The organism is Sorangium sp. So ce302 (assembly GCF_051530145.1).
GTDB lineage: Bacteria > Myxococcota_A > Polyangia > Polyangiales > Polyangiaceae > Sorangium > Sorangium cellulosum_B.
Map to the genome: position 1 here is coordinate 2,976,240 of NZ_CP150326.1, position 20,996 is coordinate 2,997,235.

The 20,996-nt window shown below is 70.9% G+C and carries 17 protein-coding genes and 2 tRNA genes; 9 read left to right on the forward strand and 10 right to left on the reverse strand.

Annotation, left to right across the window (positions count from 1 at the left end):
- Nucleotides 1-4: 4 nt before the first annotated feature.
- The 3 genes from WME73_RS11595 to WME73_RS11605 all read right to left on the reverse strand — a co-directional run bounded on the left by WME73_RS11595 (nt 5) and on the right by WME73_RS11605 (nt 5,948).
- The gene (locus WME73_RS11595) at nt 5-640 is read right to left on the reverse strand and encodes a hypothetical protein (RefSeq protein WP_437745526.1); all 636 of its coding nucleotides are present in this window, start codon (nt 638-640) and stop codon (nt 5-7) included.
- A gap of 45 nt (nt 641-685) precedes the next feature.
- On the reverse strand, nt 686-2,149 hold the full coding sequence (locus tag WME73_RS11600; RefSeq protein WP_437915717.1) for a DUF6600 domain-containing protein: 1,464 nt from the start codon (nt 2,147-2,149) through the stop codon (nt 686-688).
- 205 nt (nt 2,150-2,354) lie between these two features.
- Complete coding sequence (locus WME73_RS11605; RefSeq protein ID WP_437915718.1) at nt 2,355-5,948, reverse strand: HEAT repeat domain-containing protein; 3,594 nt, start codon at nt 5,946-5,948, stop codon at nt 2,355-2,357.
- A gap of 352 nt (nt 5,949-6,300) precedes the next feature.
- Here WME73_RS11605 and WME73_RS11610 point away from each other — a divergent pair, with 352 nt between their 5' ends.
- Together WME73_RS11610 and WME73_RS11615 are read left to right on the forward strand one after the other, a co-directional pair.
- Nucleotides 6,301-7,569, forward strand: a complete 1,269-nt coding sequence (locus WME73_RS11610; protein WP_437915719.1) for a hypothetical protein — start codon at nt 6,301-6,303, stop codon at nt 7,567-7,569.
- Entirely contained in the window at nt 7,566-8,360 is a 795-nt protein-coding gene (locus tag WME73_RS11615) for an MXAN_2562 family outer membrane beta-barrel protein (RefSeq protein ID WP_437745530.1), read from the forward strand. The genes WME73_RS11610 and WME73_RS11615 overlap by 4 nt, the downstream gene beginning before the upstream one ends.
- Nucleotides 8,361-8,402: 42 nt before the next feature.
- Here the strand turns inward: WME73_RS11615 and WME73_RS11620 are convergent, their stop codons facing one another.
- Together WME73_RS11620 and WME73_RS11625 are read right to left on the reverse strand one after the other, a co-directional pair.
- Nucleotides 8,403-8,993 (reverse strand): serine protease, encoded by a 591-nt coding sequence (locus tag WME73_RS11620; protein WP_437915720.1) that lies wholly within the window; start codon nt 8,991-8,993, stop codon nt 8,403-8,405.
- Between the two features lie 161 nt (nt 8,994-9,154).
- Nucleotides 9,155-9,228, reverse strand: a tRNA-Pro gene (locus tag WME73_RS11625).
- A gap of 187 nt (nt 9,229-9,415) precedes the next feature.
- On the opposite strand from WME73_RS11625, the gene WME73_RS11630 reads away from it, so the two are divergent.
- The 3 genes from WME73_RS11630 to WME73_RS11640 all read left to right on the forward strand — a co-directional run bounded on the left by WME73_RS11630 (nt 9,416) and on the right by WME73_RS11640 (nt 11,237).
- Entirely contained in the window at nt 9,416-9,823 is a 408-nt protein-coding gene (locus WME73_RS11630; protein WP_437915721.1) for a VOC family protein, read from the forward strand.
- Between the two features lie 157 nt (nt 9,824-9,980).
- Nucleotides 9,981-10,994, forward strand: coding sequence for a hypothetical protein (locus WME73_RS11635; protein WP_437915722.1), 1,014 nt, complete (start codon nt 9,981-9,983; stop codon nt 10,992-10,994).
- Nucleotides 10,995-11,164: 170 nt separating this feature from the next.
- Nucleotides 11,165-11,237, forward strand: a tRNA-Arg gene (locus WME73_RS11640).
- Between the two features lie 118 nt (nt 11,238-11,355).
- Here WME73_RS11640 and WME73_RS11645 read toward each other — a convergent pair.
- The gene (locus WME73_RS11645; protein WP_437745534.1) at nt 11,356-11,538 is read right to left on the reverse strand and encodes a hypothetical protein; all 183 of its coding nucleotides are present in this window, start codon (nt 11,536-11,538) and stop codon (nt 11,356-11,358) included.
- A 104-nt stretch (nt 11,539-11,642) separates the two neighbouring features.
- Here WME73_RS11645 and WME73_RS11650 point away from each other — a divergent pair, with 104 nt between their 5' ends.
- A complete protein-coding gene (locus WME73_RS11650) occupies nt 11,643-12,422 on the forward strand; it encodes a DUF2726 domain-containing protein (RefSeq protein WP_437915723.1) in 780 nt (259 codons plus the stop codon).
- A 549-nt stretch (nt 12,423-12,971) separates the two neighbouring features.
- On the opposite strand, the gene WME73_RS11655 is transcribed toward WME73_RS11650, so the two are convergent.
- Both WME73_RS11655 and WME73_RS11660 read right to left on the reverse strand, forming a co-directional pair.
- Nucleotides 12,972-13,373, reverse strand: coding sequence for a DUF6968 family protein (locus tag WME73_RS11655; protein WP_437915724.1), 402 nt, complete (start codon nt 13,371-13,373; stop codon nt 12,972-12,974).
- Between the two features lie 615 nt (nt 13,374-13,988).
- Nucleotides 13,989-14,651 carry an IS66 family transposase gene (locus tag WME73_RS11660; protein WP_437915725.1) on the reverse strand — a complete coding sequence of 221 codons (663 nt, stop codon included), beginning with the start codon at nt 14,649-14,651 and terminating at the stop codon, nt 13,989-13,991.
- A gap of 368 nt (nt 14,652-15,019) precedes the next feature.
- Here WME73_RS11660 and WME73_RS11665 point away from each other — a divergent pair, with 368 nt between their 5' ends.
- Nucleotides 15,020-15,286 carry a hypothetical protein gene (locus WME73_RS11665; RefSeq protein ID WP_437915726.1) on the forward strand — a complete coding sequence of 89 codons (267 nt, stop codon included), beginning with the start codon at nt 15,020-15,022 and terminating at the stop codon, nt 15,284-15,286.
- Nucleotides 15,283-15,471: a hypothetical protein gene (locus WME73_RS11670; RefSeq protein WP_437915727.1), complete on the forward strand. Its 189-nt coding sequence runs from the start codon at nt 15,283-15,285 to the stop codon at nt 15,469-15,471. Before WME73_RS11665 ends, WME73_RS11670 begins: the two co-directional genes overlap by 4 nt.
- Before the next feature lie 175 nt (nt 15,472-15,646).
- On the opposite strand, the gene WME73_RS11675 is transcribed toward WME73_RS11670, so the two are convergent.
- Entirely contained in the window at nt 15,647-17,635 is a 1,989-nt protein-coding gene (locus WME73_RS11675) for an NACHT domain-containing protein (protein WP_437915728.1), read from the reverse strand.
- A 459-nt stretch (nt 17,636-18,094) separates the two neighbouring features.
- Between WME73_RS11675 and WME73_RS11680 the strand changes: the two genes are divergently transcribed.
- On the forward strand, nt 18,095-20,614 hold the full coding sequence (locus WME73_RS11680) for a catalase (protein ID WP_437915729.1): 2,520 nt from the start codon (nt 18,095-18,097) through the stop codon (nt 20,612-20,614).
- A 43-nt stretch (nt 20,615-20,657) separates the two neighbouring features.
- On the opposite strand, the gene WME73_RS11685 is transcribed toward WME73_RS11680, so the two are convergent.
- The gene (locus tag WME73_RS11685; protein ID WP_437745540.1) at nt 20,658-20,960 is read right to left on the reverse strand and encodes a hypothetical protein; all 303 of its coding nucleotides are present in this window, start codon (nt 20,958-20,960) and stop codon (nt 20,658-20,660) included.
- Nucleotides 20,961-20,996: the final 36 nt, after the last annotated feature.

The window sequence follows — 20,996 nt, forward strand, 5'->3', positions numbered from 1 at the left end:
GCCCTCAGGGCGCGGTCGGCTTGAAGTCGAGCGGGTTGGTGGGCGCGCCCTGGTGCAGGACGCCGTTGCCGAACCAGTAGACGAAGCGAGGCTGCAGGACCCCGTCGACGTAGGCCTCCAGCCGGATGATGGCGCCCTGGGTCGTGGTGAACTCCATCGCGTCGATGTCCGAGCCGGTCTCGGCGTGGAGATGCGCGACGCCATCGCTCACGAGGCGCGTCGAGTCCTTCGTCTCGAGCTCGATCCCCACGATGTCGAACAGCTGGGACGACGTGTCCACCGAGACATAGAGATCGAAGCTGCAGATGACCTTGGAGGTGTTGGTGTCGCAGGTCGTCCAGAGCTTCCACGTCCCGCCGGGCGCGTACTCGAGGAAGATGCCGATGCCCTCGCCCGGCGGGCTGCTCAGGACCGCGCCCGTATCGATGGCGACGAGCCGGGGGTCGCCCGCACGTGCACGTGGCGGAGGGACGCGGCTGTCCCCCTCGTCCTCGTCGCCGTTGTGCACCTGGGGTTCATCGCGGCGGGCATCCTCGTCGTCGGCGAGAACGCAGCCGCCCAAGCCGAGGGGCGCAGCGACGAGCAGGAACGACCATATCCCCACGGAACGACGCTTCATGAAGTCGGCGGGAGCAGTCATCGGTTCTTCTCCTGCGCGCGGACGTCGCAATACGTGGACCACGCGTCACCTCGACTGCGGGCGACCGGATGCAGGCGCCGGCGCCGCCTCCTCCGCAGCCGGGCTTGACGGGATGCGAATCCTGGGGCGCGCCGGGGACGACGGCGCGCTCGGGATCGCAGGCGGCTTCGCGACCGTCGCGCTCGCGTGCGGCGCCGGTGTCGCCGGTCGCATCGGTCGCGGCGCCGAGACCGACGGCGCATGGTGCGGGACCGCGTGTGACGTGGTCGGCGTGGCGCCGACGTGCGGCGGGGCGCCGACGCGCGGCGTGGCACCGACCCGCGGCGCGGCGGCGCGCGGCGGGGCGATGACGTGCGGCGTGGCGCCTACGCGCGGCTCCGGGGTCGGGGCCGGAAACGCGGGTGTCCTCGGGGCGTGCAGCGTGCGCGCCTGGGGCCGGTCGCTGCCCGAGGGAGCAGGGGGCGCCGAGAGACGCGGCACCGGCGCCGGCGCGACGTGCGCGCTCGGCGTCGCCGCTTTGCGCGAATAGGCAAGAGCGCGCGGGTCCGGCCTGCCGCGGAACCTCGGCGCGTCCGAAGACGGAATGCCGATCTCGACGAGCGAGGGCGACGCCGGGCGATAGCCGCCAGAACGCATCCCGTCGTACGAGCTCGATCGCTCCGCCCCATCCGGGCGGGCCCAGCTGCGCTCGGGCGTGCCCGCGGTCGGCAGCGCCGGCCTGTAGGTGCGCGAGCGCCTGGTGACGCGCCGGATCTCATCGCGATCGCGGACGACATGCATGTCGACGTGATCGTGGAATACGTGCGTCGTCGGGCAGAAGACATACGCCTCAGGGGGAACGGTCCTCAGCGAGACCGCGACGCCGTTGCGCCAGGCGTAGGTGGGCGGCATCGCGCTCCAGCCGACGTAGCCGTCACCGCCGACGCGCCAGACGACCCACGCCGGGGCGTACGCGCGCCCCGGGATCCACGCCCAGCCGTGGCCGGTCGTCCGGATCCAGCGGCCATAGTGGAAGGGGATGTGACCCCACGCGTAGTCGCTGACCCAGAGCCACTCGCCGTCGTCGGTCAGCGCCCAGTGCCCGTCGGTCTGGTAGGGCGCGAAATTGAGGCCAACCTCGGACCAGGAAGGCACCCAGACCCTGCCGTAGCTCGGGTCGTCGACCCAGGTGCCGTAGGGGGCGAGCGGCCGGTAGAACTCGATCAGGGCGCTCGGATCGGTGTCGTCGTACTCGTCCGCCTCCAGCTGCGTCTGCGCGCTCACGCGGACCTCGACCTGGACCGGCCAGGTCGCGGCGGGCTGTGAAGGAAAGGTCTCGTCAGCGCCGTACGGGGCGTAGCTCGCGCCCTGCGGATACCCCTCGGCGGCGGCGCATGCGGGCGCGGCCATGAGCGCGGCGGCCAGCGGCAGCGCGCCCCCGAGCCGGCGGAGCCGCGCCCCGAGGAGGCGCGGCGCCGCGGCCGAAGGGCGCGAAAGGGAAGCGAACAGCGGGAAATGCAGCAATGCCATGCGGGTCCTTCTGGAGAGAGGTGCCAGGGAGAGATCAGGCTGGCCTCGGCTCGGGGTCCCGAGACCTCTTCGGCCGCCCTTGGACGTCCCTGGGTGCTCGAATATTGCAGCTGCACTGCAAATTACGCTCCGCATCGCCCGCGCCGGCGCTCCACGCGGCGTGCACCGGCAGCGCTCGCTCGATCGAGGTGGCGCGCGGCGCTCCTCAGTCCAGGTCGCTGTCGTCGAGCGCCGGCGTCTCGTCCCCCGGAGGCGGCGCTCTCCCGGGCAGCGCCGGCGGCCTCGGAAGGAGCGACAGCCGCGCGTGCGCGTCGGCCAGCTTGCGGTCGGCCTCGCGCAGGCGCCGGTTCAGCACCCGGATCACGGCGTCCGCGATCTCGGCCGTCTCCCGCACCGCCTCGTGGAAATCCTCGGCGGAGACCCGGAGCAGCTCCGCGTCCTCGGTCACCACCGCGGTCGAGGCCCTCGGCTCGCTGTCGAAGAGCGACATCTCGCCGAACACGTCGTTCGCGCCGAGGCGCGCGATCTCGCGGCCGTCCAGCGTGAGGCTCACCTCGCCCGAGATGATCGAGTAGAGCGCGCCGCCAGGCTCGCCCTGGCGGAAGATCACGTCGCCCCGGGCCAGCGATACCACGAGCGAGCCGCGCGCCAGCGCCACCAGATCGTCGCCGGCCACGCGGGAGAAGAGCGGAACACGCTGGAGGAACAGGACCTTCTCGATCGTCGTGTACATCTCGTCCTCGGGGTCGATGCCGGTGCCGCCGGTGACCGCCCAGTATCGTGCGTAACGGGCCACCGCGGGATCCTCATCGGCCCGCAGCGCGTCCAGCCGTTCGCGGGCGCCCGGCGGCGACGTGACGGCGACCGCGATGGCGGCCGCCTCGCGGACCAGCGGGTCCGGATCGTAGGTCGCGGCGAGCGCGTCCCCGGCGGCGCCGGAGATGGAGCTCCGGGCGACGGCATCGAGCGCGAGCGCGGCGCTGTAGGGGTCGCCGCGCACGATCTCGTGGCGGATCCAGGAGATGACCCCGGTCTCCGGCGGCAGGGGCCTCCGGGGGAACGCCGCGGACAGCTCGAGCAGCCGCTCGACGAGGGAGACGAGGCGCTCGCGCAGCGGGCGGTCGAGGAGCGACTCCAGCACCTCGAACGCGTTGGCCCGCAGCGCGGGATCCGGGCCGAAGACGTGGGTGCGCACGAGGGCGACGACCTCGCGCGGGTAGGCGAGCTCGCACAGCCGGAGCACGCGGATGAGCCCCTTCCGCAGCCGGCGGAGCAGGTGCTGATCGAGCAGCGCGCCGACGACGCGGGGGCGCACCGCGATGTACGCCTCGCGCGTGCGGACGTGCTCCACCGTCTCGTCGTCGATGCAGGCGCGGATCACGCGGAGAGGCGCCGGCGGCGCGCGCAGCGCGAGGCGCAGGCGCGACGCCGACGCGAGCACCTTCTGGCGGAGGGCCTCGTTCGGGTGGTCGATCCGGGCGAGAAGCACGTCGAGCGCCTCGTGGCTGCAGAGCCGCGCGAGCACCCGCGGGATCGCGAGCCGCACGGCCCGCGGGGTGCTGTCGTCGCCGAGGCGCGCCGCGAGCTCCGGGATGGCGTCGTCGCCGAGCGCCTCGATGGCCCGGGCCGCGGCCGGCGCGAGGGCGCGCTCGGCGAGCGCGTCCGCGAGCAGGGGGAGCAGGCGCGGGTCGGCGACGCTCGACGAGGAGCGCACGGCCGCGCGCCGCACCGCGGGGTCGGGATCGCCGATGAGCCGCGCGAGGGCGCGCTGGAGCGACGCGTGGCCGACGAGGCCGAGGATCCTGGCGGCGGCGACGCGATCGCGGGGCGACGGGCTGTCGAGCAGCGCGCGCAGCCGCGGCGCGCCCTCGAGCATGCCGTCGAGGCCGCAGTAGCGCAGGAGCGCGGCGATCGCGGCGGCCCGGAGCGCCTCGCCGCCGGTCGCGTCCGCCGCGGCGCGGGGCGCGGCGCCCTCCCGCGCGAGCGCGAGCAGCTCGTCGTGGGCGTCCTCCCGTAGCAGCGCGGCGAGCGCGGCGACGGCGGCGACGCGGACGTCGGTGTTCCGGTCGTGGATCGCCGCGCGCGCGATGCTCGCCCCCTCCTCGTGCTCGAGCTCGGCCGCGAGGCGCACCGCGAGCGCGCGCACCCTGGCCGAGCCGTGGCGCGCGAGCGCGGGCACGGCCTCGCGCACGAGGGTCGGGTCGAGCTGCTGGAGCTGTTCGACCGCGAAGAGCACCTGCATCATGGCGCGGCTGTAGAGCGCCTCCTTGAGGATCGCGCGCGTCTGGGGGCCGTACGCGACGCTGTCCGGCTCGAGCTGGCGGCGCATCAAGGTCCGGCGCATGGCGTCGAAGTAACCGCGCCGCACGAGCGGGAGGAGGGCGATGGACGCGACGCAGAGCGGGAGGGAGTAGACGCCGATCCACGCGGCCTCCTCGACGAGCGCGGCGCCCGTCGCGGCGGTGGGCGCCACGGCGAGCAGGATCAGCGCGCCGAGCCCGTAGCCGAGGGGCTTGGCGATCGTGGAGACGAGCGTCCGCACCCGCTCCCGCAGCGCCGGCTGGAACGGGAAGAACAAGAGCTGCATCGTCGCGTCGTAGATCGTGAGCTGCAGCGCGTTGTCGCTCAGCTTGAGGATCGCGCCCCAGGCGAGCGACGGCGCCGCGAGCAGCGCGACGGTGCTCGCGGTGAACGCGGCCGGCATGGCGAGCAGCCCGCCGAGCACGCCGTGGCGCCGGAGGACCCGGGGGGTCGCGACGAGCTGCACGAGGAGGCCGACCACGCCGACGGCGCCGTAGAGGAACCCCATGAACCGGGTGAGGTCGTCGACGTGGGGGTAGGCCGTGAGGGCGATCGCCTTGAACTGGTAGTCGCCGATCGTGAGGACCGTGAAGAGGAGGCAGGTCAGCAGCGCGACGGTGAGGGCGTAGCGCGATCGCCACACGTCCATGCGCGGAAGGCGGGCCTGGAGGAGCTCTTCGTCGCCGGACGGGGGGCGCCCGAGCGGGTAGCGCCGCGCGAGCGCGGTCGTGAGCGCGGCCATGGCGAGGAGCGCCGCGATGAGCACGAACAGGAGGTTCTCGGTGCCGATCCACCGGACGACGGCGCCCGTCGCGAAGCCGCAGGCGACGGTCCCGACGACGCGCCCGCTGCCGATCAGGCCGAAGAGGCGCTTGGCGCTGCGCGGGTCGTGCAGGTCCTGGGCGACGGCCCAGACGAGGACGGCGGTGAAGTTCGCGATGATCTCGGACCAGATGTAGAAGACCAGGGTCGCGGCGCGCACCTCCTGGCCGATGAGGACGCGCAGCAGCGCGAACGTGGCGGCGCCGAAGAGGGCGAAGGCGACGCACAGCTGGGCGCGCGGCAGGTGGCGGGCTACGCGGTCGTAGGCGAGCGCGGCGACGGCGGAGGCGACGCCGTACACGATCCACATCGGCGCGATCCAGGTGACGGGGAACCTGGTGAGGAAGAGCGCGTCCCGCGCGGAGCGGCCGACGACGAAGAGGAGGGCGGCGAGGAAGAGCAGGCAGAAGAGCAGCGCGGTCCGGTGCAGCTCGACGCGGGTGAGGGGGACGCCGAGGACGGCGGTGTGGGCGTCAGGCGCGGCGCCGCTCGGCTGCAGCCGGCTGGGCCGGCTCGAGGTCGGGCGCACCGACGGGGTGACCCCGGACGCGGGCGCGCCTTCCGGGCGCGCGCTGGGCTGCCCAGCGCGCACGGTCTCCGGCGCCGCGGCGCGCTCCTTCGCGCTCGGCCCTGCCTTCGAGCCCGGCTGCGGGGGAGCGGCGTCGGTCGAATCCACCTGCCTCAAGCTAGCCGAGCTCTCTCGAAGAGCGCGTGTTTCGGGCCACGCAGCTCGTCCGTCGGCCCATGGCGCTGCGCGGCGGTCCGCTCGCCCTGCTCCGCGGCGCCGATGCCAACTTGTCAGGAACGGACGGCGACCATGGCCAGCTCGTCATGCGGCGCGCCTCCGAGGTGGGGCGTCGAGGACGCCTCCAAGGACGCCTCCGACGGGACCGCGGGGGCCTCTGAGGGCGCGTTCGACGCGGTATCCGGCGCGGGCGCACGCGGGCGCACGAACGATTTCCGCGCCGTTCGAAGGGCTGTGCGAGGCATTTGCGGCGTGGTACGAGCTGTGCTGAAAGGACGCGCCCATGGACACGACAAGGTATCCCGTCCGGCTCCGGCCGCGAGGGCGGCGGCATCTCCCCCGGCTGTGCGCGGTGGCCCTCGCGGCGGCGGCGCTCGCTGGAGGCGCGCGACAGGCCGGCGCGACGGTGACCATCAGCACCGACGTGAAGCGCACCGAGCTGCAGCGGCCAGACGCGCAGTACCCGCTCTGGATCAGCCGCGAGGACTGCCTGACGAACAACGATCTCGAGTTCACGCTCACGCTGAGCGGCTTCTCGACCAGCGATACGCTCGCCGTCTGGGTCAGCGAGTCGCTGGACTGCCTTGCGTATTCGAACCGCGACACCGGCACGCGGTGCAAGCAGGTGTCGGCCGAGTCGAACCTGGATGACACGATGGTCGTCAAGGTGTCGGCGAAGGCGATCGCGGAGGCCCTCGGCGCGGAGGGCTGCGACAGCACGAGGGCCAGCACCGGCGCGGTCCCGCTGAACATCTACTTCCTGCGGCTCGTCTCCTCGGACCAGGACAACCCGGATCACGCCAAGTGGGATACCAGCAAGATGGACCTCCAGGGCCCGAAGCCGCCGACCGGCGTGGCGGCGCACCCCGGGGATGGTCGTCTCCTCGTCGACTATAAGCAGAACGAGGACGAGGACGTGCAGGGCTATTACCTCTACTGCGATGATGGGGGGCAGTCCGCTGCAGCTTCGACCGGGGCAGGGGCAGCCGGAGGCGGCGATGGCGCGGGGGGATCCAGCGCCGGAGGCGGAGCGGCCGGAGGCGGCGACGGCGCAGGGGGATCAAGCACCGGAGGCGGAGCAGCCGGAGGCGGCGACGGCGCAGGGGGAGCCGGAGGCGGCGCGACGGGGGGCGGCAGCGCCGGTTGTCAGTCGTCGCTCCTGGTTTCGGGGGAGATCCCGGACGCCAAGTACCAGTGCGGCAGCGTGGGGAGGGCCAGCCGTGGCGAGGCCACGGAGAACATCGTCAACGGTAGATCGTATGCCGTCGGCGTCGCGGCCTATGACCAGGTGGGCAATGCCGGGCCGCTGTCGGCGATCTCCTGTGCGACCGCGACCGACGTCGACGGGTTCTTCGAGCAGTACCGGGACGCCGGCGGGCAAGCCGGTGGGGGCTTTTGCAGCATCGAAGGGCCGGTGGGGGCGGGCCGGTGGGCCGCAGCGCCGCTCGCCGCCGTCGCGGCCGGCGCGGCGCTCGGGTTGTTGCGCAGGAGCCGTCGTCGTCGACGCCACGCGCGCGCGCACGCGTGTTCCTTCACGCAGGAGAGCGAATGAGCTGTCATCTCCGTCATCAGGCGGCCGCCTGCCTCGCCGGCAGCGCGGCGCTCCTCGCCGCCTCCGTCGCCGGCGCGCAAACGAGCTACGGGATGGGCGACTGGCGGCAGCACGATCGCTCGAGGATCCAGCGAGAGGAGCGCTATGCGTCTCCTCAGAGCTTCGCGTTCGAGCTCCGCTTCGCCCCGTACTCTCCCCAGGTCGACGAGGAGTTCTCCGGCGCGGGCCCCTACGGGAAGACCTTCGGCGACGGCCAGAATTTCTATTTCGGGGTCGAGGTCGACTGGCTGCCGCTCCGGATCCCGTACGTCGGCGCGATCGGCCCAGGGTTCGGCTGGGGGTACACGTCGGCGTCGGCGAAGGCCTTCGTGGCGGGCAGCGACGACAGGGCCGAGGCAGAGGAGACCTCGCTCACCATCATGCCGATGCACCTGTCGGCCGTCCTCCGCGCCGACGAGCTGATGCGCAAGACGGGCGTCCCGATCGTGCCTTACGCGAAGGTGGGCCTGGGGATGGGGTTATGGACCTCGACGTCGGGCCCTGTCACGCCGGTGCCCGATGGCGTCCGGGGCGAGGGCATCACGTGGGGCACGCACCTCGCGTTCGGCGGGATGCTCGCGCTCAACTGGCTGGACCGCCGCTCGGCCTCCCAGCTCGATGAGACGACGGGCATCAACCACACGTACCTGTTCGGCGAGTGGATGTTCGCGAACCTCGACGGGCTGGGCTCGCGCCCGCAGATGCACGTCGGCACCTCGACGTGGGTCCTGGGGCTGGCCTTCGACATGTGAGGCGCGGCGCCGTGCGATGCGCGCGCGGCGCCGGTACGCGCTTCACGGCGCGCTGCCGTCGAGCGGCGCGCCGCCGTCGTCTTCCTCGATCACCGTCGTTCCCCGCGGCCGGGCGGTCGTCGCGCGGCGCGGGGGGCTGTCGCTCGCGAAGGTCTCGACGGTCTCCTTGGACGGGGCCCCGACGATGGGTACGACGAGCTCGCGCGCGGCGCCCTCGCGCTCGTACGTGATCTTGAGCTCGCTGGCGCTGGCCAGGGCGCGATAGGCCGCGAACAGGTCGTCCGGGCGCTCCAGGGTCGTGCCGTTGACCTGGGTGACGACATCGCCGGTCTTGAGCTCGATGTTGCTCCAGTCCGCGGGCAGCGCGAGGATCTTCCAGCCGATGAACGCGCCCGCCCGGACGACCTCCTCGACCGGCACGCGCCGCAGGATCCAGGGCGGCCCCTGCAGCAGCACCCGGTCGACGTCGGCGCGGGCGAGCTGCCCGGCGGGCACCGCCTGCTTGGGCGGCGCCGCGCTCTGCGCGCGCGGCGCCGGAGCCGCTGCCGGGGCGGCCGTCTGCGGCCCGCCGCACCCTGCGACGACGGACAGGGAGAGACATGCGCCGAGCAGGAGTCTTACGGGCGTCGACATCGGCGGGACTATGCGCAGCGGACCCGAGGAGGCCAAGTTCGATGCGCGCGGCGGGTGCGATGGCGGAAGCGATGGCGACGCGAGCGGCGATCCAGCTGAGCCGCAGCGCCGGGGCCACCGGGGCCGCCCGGCTCGCGAGGGGCGAGGATCGTCGGAGAGGGTCGGGGAGGCGGGATTTGAACCCGCGACAACGAGCACCCAAAGCTCGTGCACTACCGGACTGTGCGACTCCCCGGGCAGAGCGCGTCCGCGAGCGGGACCATAGACGAGGCGCCCTGCCGGGGCAAGACAGGTCGAACGCGTCGAGCGCGTCGAGCGCCGGCCGATCGAGCGCCCGGCGTCGGCGAGGCGTCGGCTGCGCGGCGCCCGCGTGGCTTTTCAGGTGCGTCGCCGCGTGAAAGGCGCTGAAATGAGGGCGCTGTATGAGCGGGACGGTAGCGTCGCTGTCGGTCCATCATCTGGCCGTGGTCGTGCGCGACCTGGTGCGGGCCGAGGCGTTCTACGCGGGCGTCCTCGGATTGCCGGTGGTGCGGCGCTGGACGGACGAGGCCGGAGCGCCTCGGTCGGTGTGGCTCGATCTCGGGGGCGGCGCCTTTCTGGCCATGGAGCGGGCGGGCGCCGCCGGGCCGATGCGCGCGGACGAGGCGCCAGGCTGGCACTGCGTCGCCCTCGGGATCGCGCCGTCCGAGCGGGAGGCGTGGCGCCGCCGGCTGGCCGCGGGCGGCGTGGGCGTCGAGCGGGAGAGCGCCTACACGATGTACGCGCGCGATCCCGACGGGAACCTGGTGGCGCTCAGCCACTACCCGCACCCGCAGGCGGGGCCGGGCTGATGGCGCGGACCGTGTGCAGTGCGCGTGGAGCGCCGTGGTGAGATGATGGAAGGTCGGGCGGCGCGCCAGGGACCTGGAAGCTGCTCGAGGGCCTGCGCGTCGAAGGGGAACGAACGAGCCGGAGGGTTTCAAGATGCCGCGTTCAACGTCCGATTCCATGTCGCCTGATGCGCCCGTGTCGCTCGTGCTCCCCTGCGGGGCGATCGGGCTCGTGGGCGGCTGGCTCACCGCCGACGTTCTCGAGATGGACGAGCTCGTGCCCCGCTTCCTGCTCGCGGGTGTGACCCCGATCGTCGCGGCGCTGCTGGGTCACTACCTGACGCCGCGGATCGGAGGCGTCTGGGGCGATGGCTCGATGGCGTTCGGCGCGGGCGATGCGCCGGCGGACGGCCTGCCGTGGGTCGACGCGCCGGGGAAGTGGACCCGGCGGGGGCCGTTCGTGGCGGGCGTGCTGGCGCTGTGGGCCATCGTGGTGGCCGGCGTCGTGAACGGGATGACCATCGGGCTCGTGGCGGGGCCGGCAGGGATGATCATCGGCGCGGCGTTCGGCGCGGTGTTCGCGCTGCCGTTCATTCCGGCGCTCGCGGTGGTGCTGAGCGCGGCGAACCGCGTCGGGCGGGCGCGCGCCGGCTCGATCGTGGCGCTCTCGGATCGGCGGGCGGTGTGGGCGGCCACGGCGGCGGTGATCGCGGTGGCGCTGCAGCTGGGGTCGGGGCTGGCGGGGGCGGCGGCGCCCGACCTGGAGCGCCTCGTGGCGGCGATGGGGTTCGCCGTGGTGGCGGGGCTGTGCGCGCTGGACGCGATGGATATCGCGAGGGTGCTGAAGCTGCCGCGGGAGCGGAGCGGGGCGGGGGACGAGGTCGCGGAGCGGATCGCAGAGGAGATCGAGGCGGGGGCGACGGGGGTGATGGCGGCGGGAGACGACGGCGCAGCGAGCAGCGCTGCGCGAGTCGGGGGGAAGGGGACGGGGGAGAGGATCGATCTCGGCCTCGGGGACGAGGTGCACGTCGAGGTGGTGAGGCCGACCCACGCCTACCGGGGGGCGCAGCAGATCGCCCGGGTGGTGCGGGGGAACCGCGAGCGCGCCGTGGCGGCGCTGCGGGCAGGGCTGATGCGGGGCGCGGGCGCGCTGGCGATCGGGGCAGCGCTCTGGGGCGAGGTGTGGAAGTGATCGAGGCGCGCGGCGGAAGGCGAAAGCGCGCGGGATGGCGGCCAGCGGAGGAGCGCGGGCCGGTGAGGCGCGGCGGAAGAGCGGGCTGGACGAGGGCGTGGCTGGGGATCTGGCTTGATGCGTGAGGCGAGGTGTGCCAGGGTCCGGCGCCCGTAGCGGCTGTCGCCCCTGCCCCCGTAGCTCAGTGGATAGAGCAGCGGTTTCCTAAACCGAAGGTCGCAAGTTCAATTCTTGCCGGGGGTGCTAGGTAAATCTACGTCATTCCGCAGGGTTAGCCCCCATCGGCTACCGGACGGGACGCGACGGGACGCTACGACCCACCCGGCGTGGCAACGTGAGGCAACGTGATCGGGGGCCACGGCTAGCCCGAGCTAGCCCTCTCGGCGTGGACGAGCTCCTGGAGCTTCTCGCAGCAGTACGAGTAGAAGAAACTCCCCTGCTCCGCGGGGTCCGGCTCGGCCATCGTCGAGCCGCCATGCTCGGGGCACCGGATGTGCGCGTAGTCCTTCTCCACGAGCTCCGCCTGGCCCTGTGGAGTAGTCATGTGATTCAACTTACGAATCAAATCGTCCAGGTCCATACAAAAGTATACTGTACACGCAACCAGTGTCCAGGCTGCCCGGCCGAGCGCGTTTTAGGCTCGCCAGGATGTCCGAGCCCTCGCCCAAGGACTCGTCGAAGTCCCCGACGTTCAAGCCCATCCTGGTCGACGATTACGAGAAGGTTACCGACGCCAGGCTCCAGGAGACGTGCAGCGGGTTCGGCGCCCGCGTGTGCCCCAAGGTCGGACTGAAAGAGGTCCTGCCCATTGAGGGTAGCGGCCTGCCCTCCGAGCTCTTCCGGTACGCCCTCCAGGCGCACTTCGACTTCGTGGTCGCAGACGCGAAGAGCATTCCGCTCTTCGCGGTCGAGTTCGACGGGGCATCCCATCGTTCCGAGGTGCAGAGGCGCCGCGACGAGAAGAAGAACGCACTCTGCGAGCGGTTCCGGTTCCCGATCCTCCGCATCAACTCCAGGTACCTGAACAAGAAGTACCGCGGCATGGACCTGCTGAGTTGGTACGTAGATGTGTGGTTCGCTGCCCATGCGTTCTTCGACGCCCAGGAGAAGGGAGCCGTCCCGTGGGATGAACCCTTCGACCCTTTCCTCTTCGTGTCCTGGTCCGACCACAAGCGGCGGTTCCCCTTGTGGTTGACAATTGAAGTGCAAATGGAGATCCAAGCGCTCAGGGAGCGCGGGGAAGTGCATCCAAAGCGCCCCATCATTCATCATTGGAGCCGACGACAAGGACAACTGTCACGCCTTGGCATGGATGAAGATCACTCCAGAAACCGGCGTCTATGCGACCACGGGAATGCGCAATCAGCTATTCCCGGTCGCGCCGGGAGATGCGCTCCAGCAGATCGTCATATTCGACCTGCATCATGAGCTGCGACGAACCCTCTCAGGTGAAGCTCAGCCCCTTCCCTGGGAGCAGATCACCCTCAGGATCAAGGCGCACCAGGAGAGATACAGGTTGCTGCGTGGGTGCACGGTATCGGGGTAGCCGCCCCTTGTTCATCGCCTTCCCCTTGCCAGCATCTGGCCGAGGAGCTGCCGCCCTCGTCGAAGCCGAGATGCCGCGGTCGGGACCGGGACACCGAGGAGGCTGGCGAGCTCGGTCGCCCCGAGGCCGATGCCCCCTAAGCGAAGGACCGTACGCAGATGAAGCGGCAGCCGGCGGATGGTGAGGATCCCCTCTTGGGCGTCGATCCGGTCTACCGGGTCGTGCTTGACGATCGGCTCGGGGCCGGCCGTCCACGGGTCGGCCATCCAGACCTCCCGGCGTCGGAACGCCCTGCCCCGGTAGTGGCTCGCCTCGTGCCAGGCGATCGACCAGAGCCAGACCCACAGGGCTCGCCGAGGCTCGCCCCCCGGCTGAGGCCGATAGCGTCCCTTACCGATCGAGGTCCAGGCGCCGAGCATCACTTCCTGGCTTCAGCCGGGCGCCCCCTTCTTCTTCGCCTCCACGGCCTTCTCGATCTCATCCTCGATCAGCCGCTCCATCCTGTCCTCGAAGGTGCGTCCAAAGATGTACGGCACGGCGACGGGGAATCCCGTCTCTCCGGGCTCTCCGTCGCACCAGGTGACCGGAAGCCCAGAGTTCTTGAGGGACTGACGAGCCGTCTCGAAGGCGAGCTGTAGAGCTTGCACGGCGTCCACACCGTAGGCGGAATCTCGCACCGCTTTCCCAAGTCCCTGAATATCGACCGGGCACGCCCAGTCGCCGGACGCCTTCTGCACCGGCTTGCCGATGGTCACGGTCACCACCCGACCGGGCTCGCCCACGACCGAGAGGCGGCGTTCTGCGATGGGTTCGAGCGGGGTGTCGTCCTGCATAGGACGCACCTTGCGGCCCCTTCCCGCAGGGTGTCAAGCGGACGTCCTCTTCACGTGCCGTAGTGCCAGTAACACCAGCCGAGGCACGCGACCAAGCTACCCTTACGCCGCCGCCCAGCAACCCGCCCTCAAGCGAGGGTCCGGTGGTAGCTGGGCGCAAAACTGCTCCATCGCCTGCTGTCCGTTCCGACATGCCCAGTTGCACTCGTCCAGGGAGTCAGGCAGTTCGACCTCGCCGCTGGCCGCTTCAGGTTCGTCCACCTCTGGCGATGCTCCACATCCCACCATCGTCGCCAGACCTGTGGCTCCGAGAAGACCCAGCACGCACAGCAGCCGTCTCATGTGCTTCCCCCGAGGAGCCCGTGGAGCCCGGCCCCTGGCCACGTCAAGGACGAGCCTGCCAGGCTGTTCGACGCCATTCTTCTCGTCTCTTCAGCGTGAAATCTTGATGTGGGAAAGCCGTAATTGCTTGTTGCTCGATTTCGTGCGTCATACTTCCAGACGTACGATGGCTTGTGCGGTTTGTAGACATGAGGCTCGTGCGGAGATCGAGAGGATCCTCCGAACGAACGAGCTCTCCCTCCGGCGTACTGCTCGGAAATTCGGCATTTCCGATCACATGCTGGTGTGGAACCACAAGAAGCATTGCATGCCCGGGGCCAAGGTCGTTCCGATCTCGCAGTACGAGGGTGAAGCGGACGATGTTCCGGTCACGCGAGCTTCGAAGCGCGCCCCCTCACCACCAAGCAGATCGAGCTCTCTGTCCAGGCGGAGCCGCCCATCCTCAAGGAAGCGGATGAGCGCGGGCCACTGGTTGCGCGCATACCCGATGGCGCCAGCGATGGGGCTCCTGGGCAGCACGAGCAGCTCCTCGCTGTCGAGCCACGCGCGGAAGGCATCGAGCACGGGCTGGGCATGGCTTCGGCGCTGCTCGGTGCGGCGACCGGGAGCCAGGTCCTTGGTCGCCTCGTCGATGGCGAAGAGCTGGTGAATGAAGCCGAGCGCCGTCATCGCACGCTCCCGGTCCGACGACATCGCTTCAAAGAAGCGCCGGCGGCGATGGGCCCAGCAGCCGACCTCGGTGACCTGTTCGGTCCGGAACAGCTCCTCGTAGACGCTCGATGCGTCGGCCTGGACGTAGCCCTTGTATCCGCGGAGAAACTCCTTGGGGCCATCCTGGTTGTGACGCGGCGTGAAGCGGAAGAGCGCGTGGTCTCGGTCGGCCACGAGCACCCAGAAGTGTCCACGCCGGCACTTGTCCTTGGCCTGGACGAGCACTCATGGCTCCCGATCTCGACGAGAAGGCCCCGGTCTTGCGGGCGTTCCGCCTCGCGCCCGTGGTCTACGACGAGCAGATCTCGGGCGAGGAGCGCGAGGCGGTCGCGGCCGGCGCGGCGGGGCCGTTCATCCTGCACGAGGAGGTGATGGCCGAGATCCGGCGGCGAGCATGTTCTCGACGGCGTCTGCCGCGGCGGCGATCAGCGGCAGGCTGTCCGCCCCTTCTCCTCGATCTCCTCGGCGTCGGCTACTCGGCTCGGTCCGATCGACCGGCTGCGTGTTCAGCGGCCCTCCCGGCGGCTGGACCGCTGAACTTTCCGCCGCGCTGGGGATGGAAGCCCGCCGCGCCGCCTGCTATCGCTGGCCCGATGGCGAAGAAGAAGCCCGCGTGGCTCTCGATTCTGCCGGGCAATCTGGATCCGTCGCGCTTCACGCTCGACCAGCTTCGGAACGTGAAGGCAGCTCACGCCTTCCTTACCGAGAGGATCGAGGGTCCGCCTGGTTTCGCCGAGTACATGCGTGCGTACCGCTTTCTCCTTTTCTTCGGCATCGCGTGCGTCGCGGAGAACAAGTACCCGGCGCTGACCCGCTGCTGGACCTCTGGGGCGACCCGAAGGGTTTTCCCAAGGAGATGAAGAGCCAGATCGAGAACATGGTGCACGACAAGCTCTTCTACTTCATCGAGGAGACGACGCCCGAGGCCCAGTTCGAGGCGTTCATGAGGCTCGCCGGTCCGTACTGGATGTCGTGCGTGACGAAGAACGACGCGATCCCCATCCTCGAACCGGACCACTACCGAACGTACCTCGAATCGAAGTAGCTCTCGCCGATGCGGCGGACCACCGCCTCGAGCTCCTCGGCGGGCGCTTCAAACCCTACCGTCGTCGGCCTTTCGGTCGCCGGCTGCGCGACCGAAGTCGGCGGACCGGAACCTCATCTCCGGTCTGGCATGGGCATGCGGAGGTCGCGGTCGCAATGCCATTCTCACGGCGCGACTACGGAGGCTGCCATTCCGAGGGCCCGCCCGTGCGGTCAAGCACCTTGCGCATCTTGGCGAGGAGCACATCGACGGCCTCCAGATCGCGAATTGGCTTGTCCTCGGAGGCCCTGGTGCTCCTCACCACATGTCGGTAGTCGATGAGCTTGTAGACGCAGTCGAGCGCGCCGCGTGGAACGCGCTCGAGGGCCTGCTGGAAGAGCGTGCTTGCAGACGGCACGGCGAGCGCAACGTCGAAGAGCGAGAGGAGCGCGAAGCAGCCGACGACTTGATTTTTCACGAGGTGATCGTCGTCCCAGAGCCAGCACTCGATCGGCTCGTTCACAGGTGAATCGTCGGCGGCCATCCGCACCAGCACGCCGTAGGCGGGCCGATAGCGCAGGGCTCCGAGCGCCATCGCCGTATAGGCCCGCTCGCTCGGACTGGCGGAGCCGAGCGCTTGAATCAGCCCTGGACCCGCGACCTCGCCGATGTCGTCGACGAGGCGCGCGACGTCGAACGCATCACGCGCTGGCACCACATCGGAGAGCCGCCGCGCGATCGTGCGTCGAAGCTGGGTCGGGAGGCGCCCGCCGGCGACCTCGGCGCATCGGGCAGCGAGCAGCGTGGCCACCGGCGGCTCACCCCGATCCGCTTCGAGGAGCTCCCGAATGAACGCGGCGGCGTCCACCTCCGGTAGGCCCGCTGCGTGAACGATGGTCTCATGAAACCACGGATTGTCTCGCGTCTCGATGAGGAAGTCGAGCGCGCCGATCCTGACGTGATCGAGCGCGTTCAAGTACGCTTGGTAGGAGAGGTCCGCGAACGAAAAGAACCCGGGGCGTGGCTCGATCAGCAATCCCTGATGCCGGCGGATCTCTTCGACGACGCGCTCGACCATCCCGTCGATGTCCTGCGCGAGCTCTCCGAGCTCACGGGCGTCGCCGGCCGCTTCGCGCTCGAGCGGGCCGCCCTGGGGATCGCGGTCGCTGTCGCCGTGTTCATCCTCATCATCCATGTCGTCTTCTTCGTCTTCTTCGTCCGCCCTGCGGAGGACGAGGCGCGGCCCCTCGACCCAGCGAGCGCCGTTCAACTGCTGTCGCAGGAGCGCGGCCAGCGGCTCCACGGGGAGCTCGACAAGCTGGTCGCAGTGCATGCGCCAGGCGATGGATCCGAAGAGGAGCCGCCGGTCGCGCAGATCGAGCGACTTCAGGATCGCGTCGGGCGGGAGCTCTTCGCCGGCGTAGCGCTCGAGCAGCGCGTCGATGGTGGAGGCGATCAAGGACGTGCGGCGCCCCGGATCCCGTCGCGCCAAGAAATGATGCGCCGCGACCACGCGGGAGCAGGGCTGCGGCAAGAGGGTCGCCGTCACGAATCCGCGCAGCTCCACGCGTGTATAGCCCGGGATCCCCGTGCGACGCGGGCGCGTCGTGACGACCATCGGATTTCCCGGATTGGCCTCGGCGAACGCCTCGACCGACTCGGAGAGCCTCCTCGCGCCGGATCTCGCCTCATCGAGCCCGTCGACGAGCACGAGAGCGCGGCGCTCCTCGAGCGCACGGCGAAGGAGCACGACCCCGCCGATCGGCGAGAGCTTCGCGATGGTGTGTTCGCTCAAGCGTGGGTCGTCGAGGAGCGATACGGGGACGACGAACGGCACGAGCGTCCGCGTGCCCGGACGGTGGTCTGCTGCGGCCCGCGCGGCGAGCCGCGCGATGAGCGCCGTCTTTCCCGAGCCTCGCCCGCCGACGACGAGCACGCGCTCGTGGCGGGCGAGGAGCTCGGGCACGGTGCATCGCGACGGCGCATCGACCCGACGCGGCAAGACCTCCATGTCCACCGGGCGCTGCTCGTTCCGGATCAGGACGCGAACATTGGTCTGGCTGTGCTCCCTCCAGACCGAGTCCACGTGGTCCCGCTCCACGGACAAGAGGACCCCTGCCGGATCGTCCGACGCGCTCGCGGTCGCGTCGGTCCACAACCATCTGCGCAGGTTGTCGTCATCCATGGCGTGACAATGCATGGATGCGGGTGCAAGCACCACGTGGTGGGGTGGAAATTTCGCAATCTCAGCCGTGGGCGGCGGCTTGAGCGTGATGTTGCTCCGCCACTCGAGTGCGGTGCGAGGGGTGCCGGTGTGCCCGAAGCTCGGCCGCGCCTTCGCGTCGCTGGGCGCCAAGAGGTGGGGCAGCTCGCGCAGCCTCACCAGCACGACGTAGTACTCGTGCCGCGCCTGGATGCCGCGGGTCGCGGGCAGTTCCGGCGCGCCTTCCGGTCGGAGGAACTCGGGCTCACGCGCGCCCCGTCTGCGCCCGCGGCCGGCGGCACGGCGACGCCCCACCAGGTCGCGGCGGGCCGACCGAGGCGCCATAACGGGCTCGGCCGTGCGTCGGTCGCTCGCGCTTGCTTGAAGCTCGCGTGTTGGTGCGCCCTTTGCTGAAACCCCGGCTCTCCGGGAGGACATCTCATGACCGAACGCAAAGACCCCGCGAAGCCGTCGTCCAGTGAGCCGGCGCCGACCGAGAAGGGCGCGGGCAGCGCGAAGCAATCGATGGGCGGCCCGTCGGCGAAGCCGCGGGCGGCACGGACGAAACGCAGCCTCCTCGAGCGCGCGGCGACCGCGCTCGGTAGCGGGACGAGCAGTGAGGACGCCCGGGTGCGCCACGCGGCGGCAGCCGACCGCCTCGACGCGAAGGTCGACGCCACCGAAGCGCTCGTCGCCGCGATCCCCGAGAACGTGAACAAAGGCGCCGAGTACGCGCTACGCGGCAAAATGCCACAGCCGCCGCAAGGTGCCACGGCGAAGCCCGAGAACCTCGACGCGACCGCGAGCACGATCACCGAGAGCAACGAGTCCGAGAAGAACGGCGCCAAGGCGGCGCCGGGCGCCAATCCGAACCAGGGGCCTCTGCAGAAGCATCGGGTCGACTCGCTCGGTCGGGCGCTGACGACGAACCAGGGCGTGCCCGTCGGCGACAACCAGAACTCGCTGCGCGCGGGGCTGCGCGGCCCGACGCTGCTCGAGGACTTCATCCTGCGCGAGAAGATCACGCACTTCGATCACGAGCGCATCCCCGAGCGCGTGGTGCACGCGCGCGGCTCGGGCGCGCACGGCTACTTCGAGTGCACCGAGGACATCACCTCGCTCACCAAGGCCGCGCCCTTCGCCAAGGTCGGCAAGCGGACGCCGGTCTTCGTTCGCTTCTCGACCGTGGCGGGCGAGCGCGGCAGCGCCGATACGGTGCGCGACGTGCGTGGCTTCGCCGTGAAGTTCTACACCGAAGAGGGCAACTGGGATCTGGTCGGCAACAACATCCCTGTCTTCTTCATCCAGGACGCGATGAAGTTCCCCGACGTGGTGCACGCCGTCAAACCCGAGCCGCACCACCAGATGCCGCAGGCGTCGAGCGCGCACGACACCTTCTGGGACTTCATCTCGCTCATGCCCGAGTCGATGCACATGGTCATGTGGCAGATGAGCGACCGGGCGATCCCGCGCAGCTTCCGGACGATGCAGGGCTTCGGCGTGCACACCTTCCGGCTCGTCAACGCGGCCGGCGAGGCGACGCTCGTGAAGTTCCACTGGACACCCGTGCTCGGCACGCACTCGCTCGACTGGGACGAGGCGGTGAAGATCGCGGGCGCCGACCCCGACTTCCACCGCCGCGATCTGTGGGAGGCCATCGAGGGCGGCGCGCTCCCCGAGTACCTCTTGCAGATCCAGACGTTCACGGAGGCCGAGGCCGAGCGGTGGAGCTTCGACGTGCTCGACGCGACCAAGATCGTGCCGGAGGAGCTCGCGCCCCTGCGCACCGTCGGCCGGCTCGTCTTGAACCGCAACCCGGACAACTTCTTCGCCGAGACGGAGCAGGTCGCGTTCTGCACGCAGCACATCGTGCCCGGCATCGACTTCACGAACGACCCGCTGCTCCAGGGGCGCAACTTCTCGTACCTCGACACGCAGCTCTCGCGCCTCGGCGGGCCGAACTTCCACGAGATCCCGATCAACGCGCCGGTCGCCGAGGTGCACAACAACCAGCGCGACGGGTTCCATCGCCAGGCGATCAACCGCGGCCGCGTGAACTATGAGCCCAACTCGCTCGCCGGTGGCTGCCCGTTCCAGGCCGGCGCGCGCGGCTTCGCCTCGGTCGCCGAGCGGCTCCTGGCGCAGCAGGCCGCGACCGAGCCGAGCAAGCTCCGCGCGAAGCCCGAGAAGTTCGCGGACCACTACACGCAGGCGCGCCTCTTCTGGGCGAGCCAGACGCCCGTCGAGCGCGCGCACATCGCGCGCGCCTTCCGCTTCGAGCTGACGCGCGTACAGACGCAAGCCATCCGCGAGCGCATGGTCCGGATGCTGCGGAACGTCGACGAGGGGCTTGCCGCGCAGGTTGCGGCCGACCTCGGCATGGCGCTCCCCGAGCCGCTCTCGATCGTGGCGCCGCCCGTCAAGGACCCCGAAGTCGCGGTATCACCGGCCCTGTCGCTGTTCGCCCGGCCCGGCGACGGCCGCATCCTCGGCCGCCGCGTCGCGCTCCTCGTCGCCGACGGCGTGAGCGGGGCGGAGGCGGGCGCGCTCTACGAGGCGCTGCTGTTGGCGGGCGCGGTGCCCCGCTACGTCGGCGCGCGCCTCGGGGTGGTGCGCACCGCCGAGGGCGACGAGCTGCCGGTCGAGGTCACGGTCGAGGCGGCCCCGAGCGTCCTCTTCGACGCCGCGGCGCTGCTGCCCGGCAGGGGCGCGGCGGCGCTGGCGCGCGACTGGCTCGCGGTCGAGTTCGTCCAGCTCCAGTACCGCCACTGCAAGCCGCTGCTCGTGCCAGCGTCGGCCGCGCCGCTCGCCGAGGCCGCCGGCATGAAGGCCGCCGCGGGGGCCGACCCGGGCCTGCTCGTCCTGCCGGACGACGCGGTGGCCGCGGCGGCGCCGGCGTTCGTCAAGGCGATCGCCATGCACCGCGCGTGGCAACGCCAGACCGAGCCGCCGGCGGTGTGACCGCGGCTCAGCGCTCCCTGACCTCGTCTGGGCCTCGTGCCCCTCACCAGAGGCGCCGGCGTTCGCGACGTGCGCGCGCCGCCACGGCCGCGGCGGTCCCCAGGGCGAGCGCGACGGCCGCGGCGGCGGCGAGGCGCCGGGCCGTGGGCGCGGCGCCGCCCTCGATGACGCGCAGGTTCGCCTTCGCCGTGACCCGATCGCACGCGAGCCGCTCCTCGCTGCGCTCGATCGGCTCGGCGAGGCCTGACGGCGCCGCGGGAACGGCTTCGGCGCGAACATGACCGCGCTCGCCGAGGGAGCGGGAGACCCTCTCCAGATCGAACCGGATCACACCGGATGGTTCCATGGGCGCTGCATTTGCAATCGCCGTTCCCCATCGGTG

Bases quoted from the DNA above. Each gene is read 5' to 3' on its own strand.
- WME73_RS11595 (WP_437745526.1), bottom strand. From the start codon at position 640: ATGACTGCTCCCGCCGACTTCATGAAGCGTCGTTCCGTGGGGATATGG.
- WME73_RS11600 (WP_437915717.1), bottom strand. From the start codon at position 2,149: ATGGCATTGCTGCATTTCCCGCTGTTCGCTTCCCTTTCGCGCCCTTCG.
- WME73_RS11610 (WP_437915719.1), top strand. From the start codon at position 6,301: ATGGACACGACAAGGTATCCCGTCCGGCTCCGGCCGCGAGGGCGGCGG.
- WME73_RS11615 (WP_437745530.1), top strand. From the start codon at position 7,566: ATGAGCTGTCATCTCCGTCATCAGGCGGCCGCCTGCCTCGCCGGCAGC.
- WME73_RS11620 (WP_437915720.1), bottom strand. From the start codon at position 8,993: ATGTCGACGCCCGTAAGACTCCTGCTCGGCGCATGTCTCTCCCTGTCC.
- WME73_RS11630 (WP_437915721.1), top strand. From the start codon at position 9,416: ATGAGCGGGACGGTAGCGTCGCTGTCGGTCCATCATCTGGCCGTGGTC.
- WME73_RS11635 (WP_437915722.1), top strand. From the start codon at position 9,981: ATGTCGCCTGATGCGCCCGTGTCGCTCGTGCTCCCCTGCGGGGCGATC.
- WME73_RS11645 (WP_437745534.1), bottom strand. From the start codon at position 11,538: ATGACTACTCCACAGGGCCAGGCGGAGCTCGTGGAGAAGGACTACGCG.
- WME73_RS11650 (WP_437915723.1), top strand. From the start codon at position 11,643: ATGTCCGAGCCCTCGCCCAAGGACTCGTCGAAGTCCCCGACGTTCAAG.
- WME73_RS11655 (WP_437915724.1), bottom strand. From the start codon at position 13,373: ATGCAGGACGACACCCCGCTCGAACCCATCGCAGAACGCCGCCTCTCG.
- WME73_RS11665 (WP_437915726.1), top strand. From the start codon at position 15,020: ATGGCGAAGAAGAAGCCCGCGTGGCTCTCGATTCTGCCGGGCAATCTG.
- WME73_RS11670 (WP_437915727.1), top strand. From the start codon at position 15,283: ATGAAGAGCCAGATCGAGAACATGGTGCACGACAAGCTCTTCTACTTC.
- WME73_RS11675 (WP_437915728.1), bottom strand. From the start codon at position 17,635: ATGGATGACGACAACCTGCGCAGATGGTTGTGGACCGACGCGACCGCG.
- WME73_RS11680 (WP_437915729.1), top strand. From the start codon at position 18,095: ATGACCGAACGCAAAGACCCCGCGAAGCCGTCGTCCAGTGAGCCGGCG.
- WME73_RS11685 (WP_437745540.1), bottom strand. From the start codon at position 20,960: ATGGAACCATCCGGTGTGATCCGGTTCGATCTGGAGAGGGTCTCCCGC.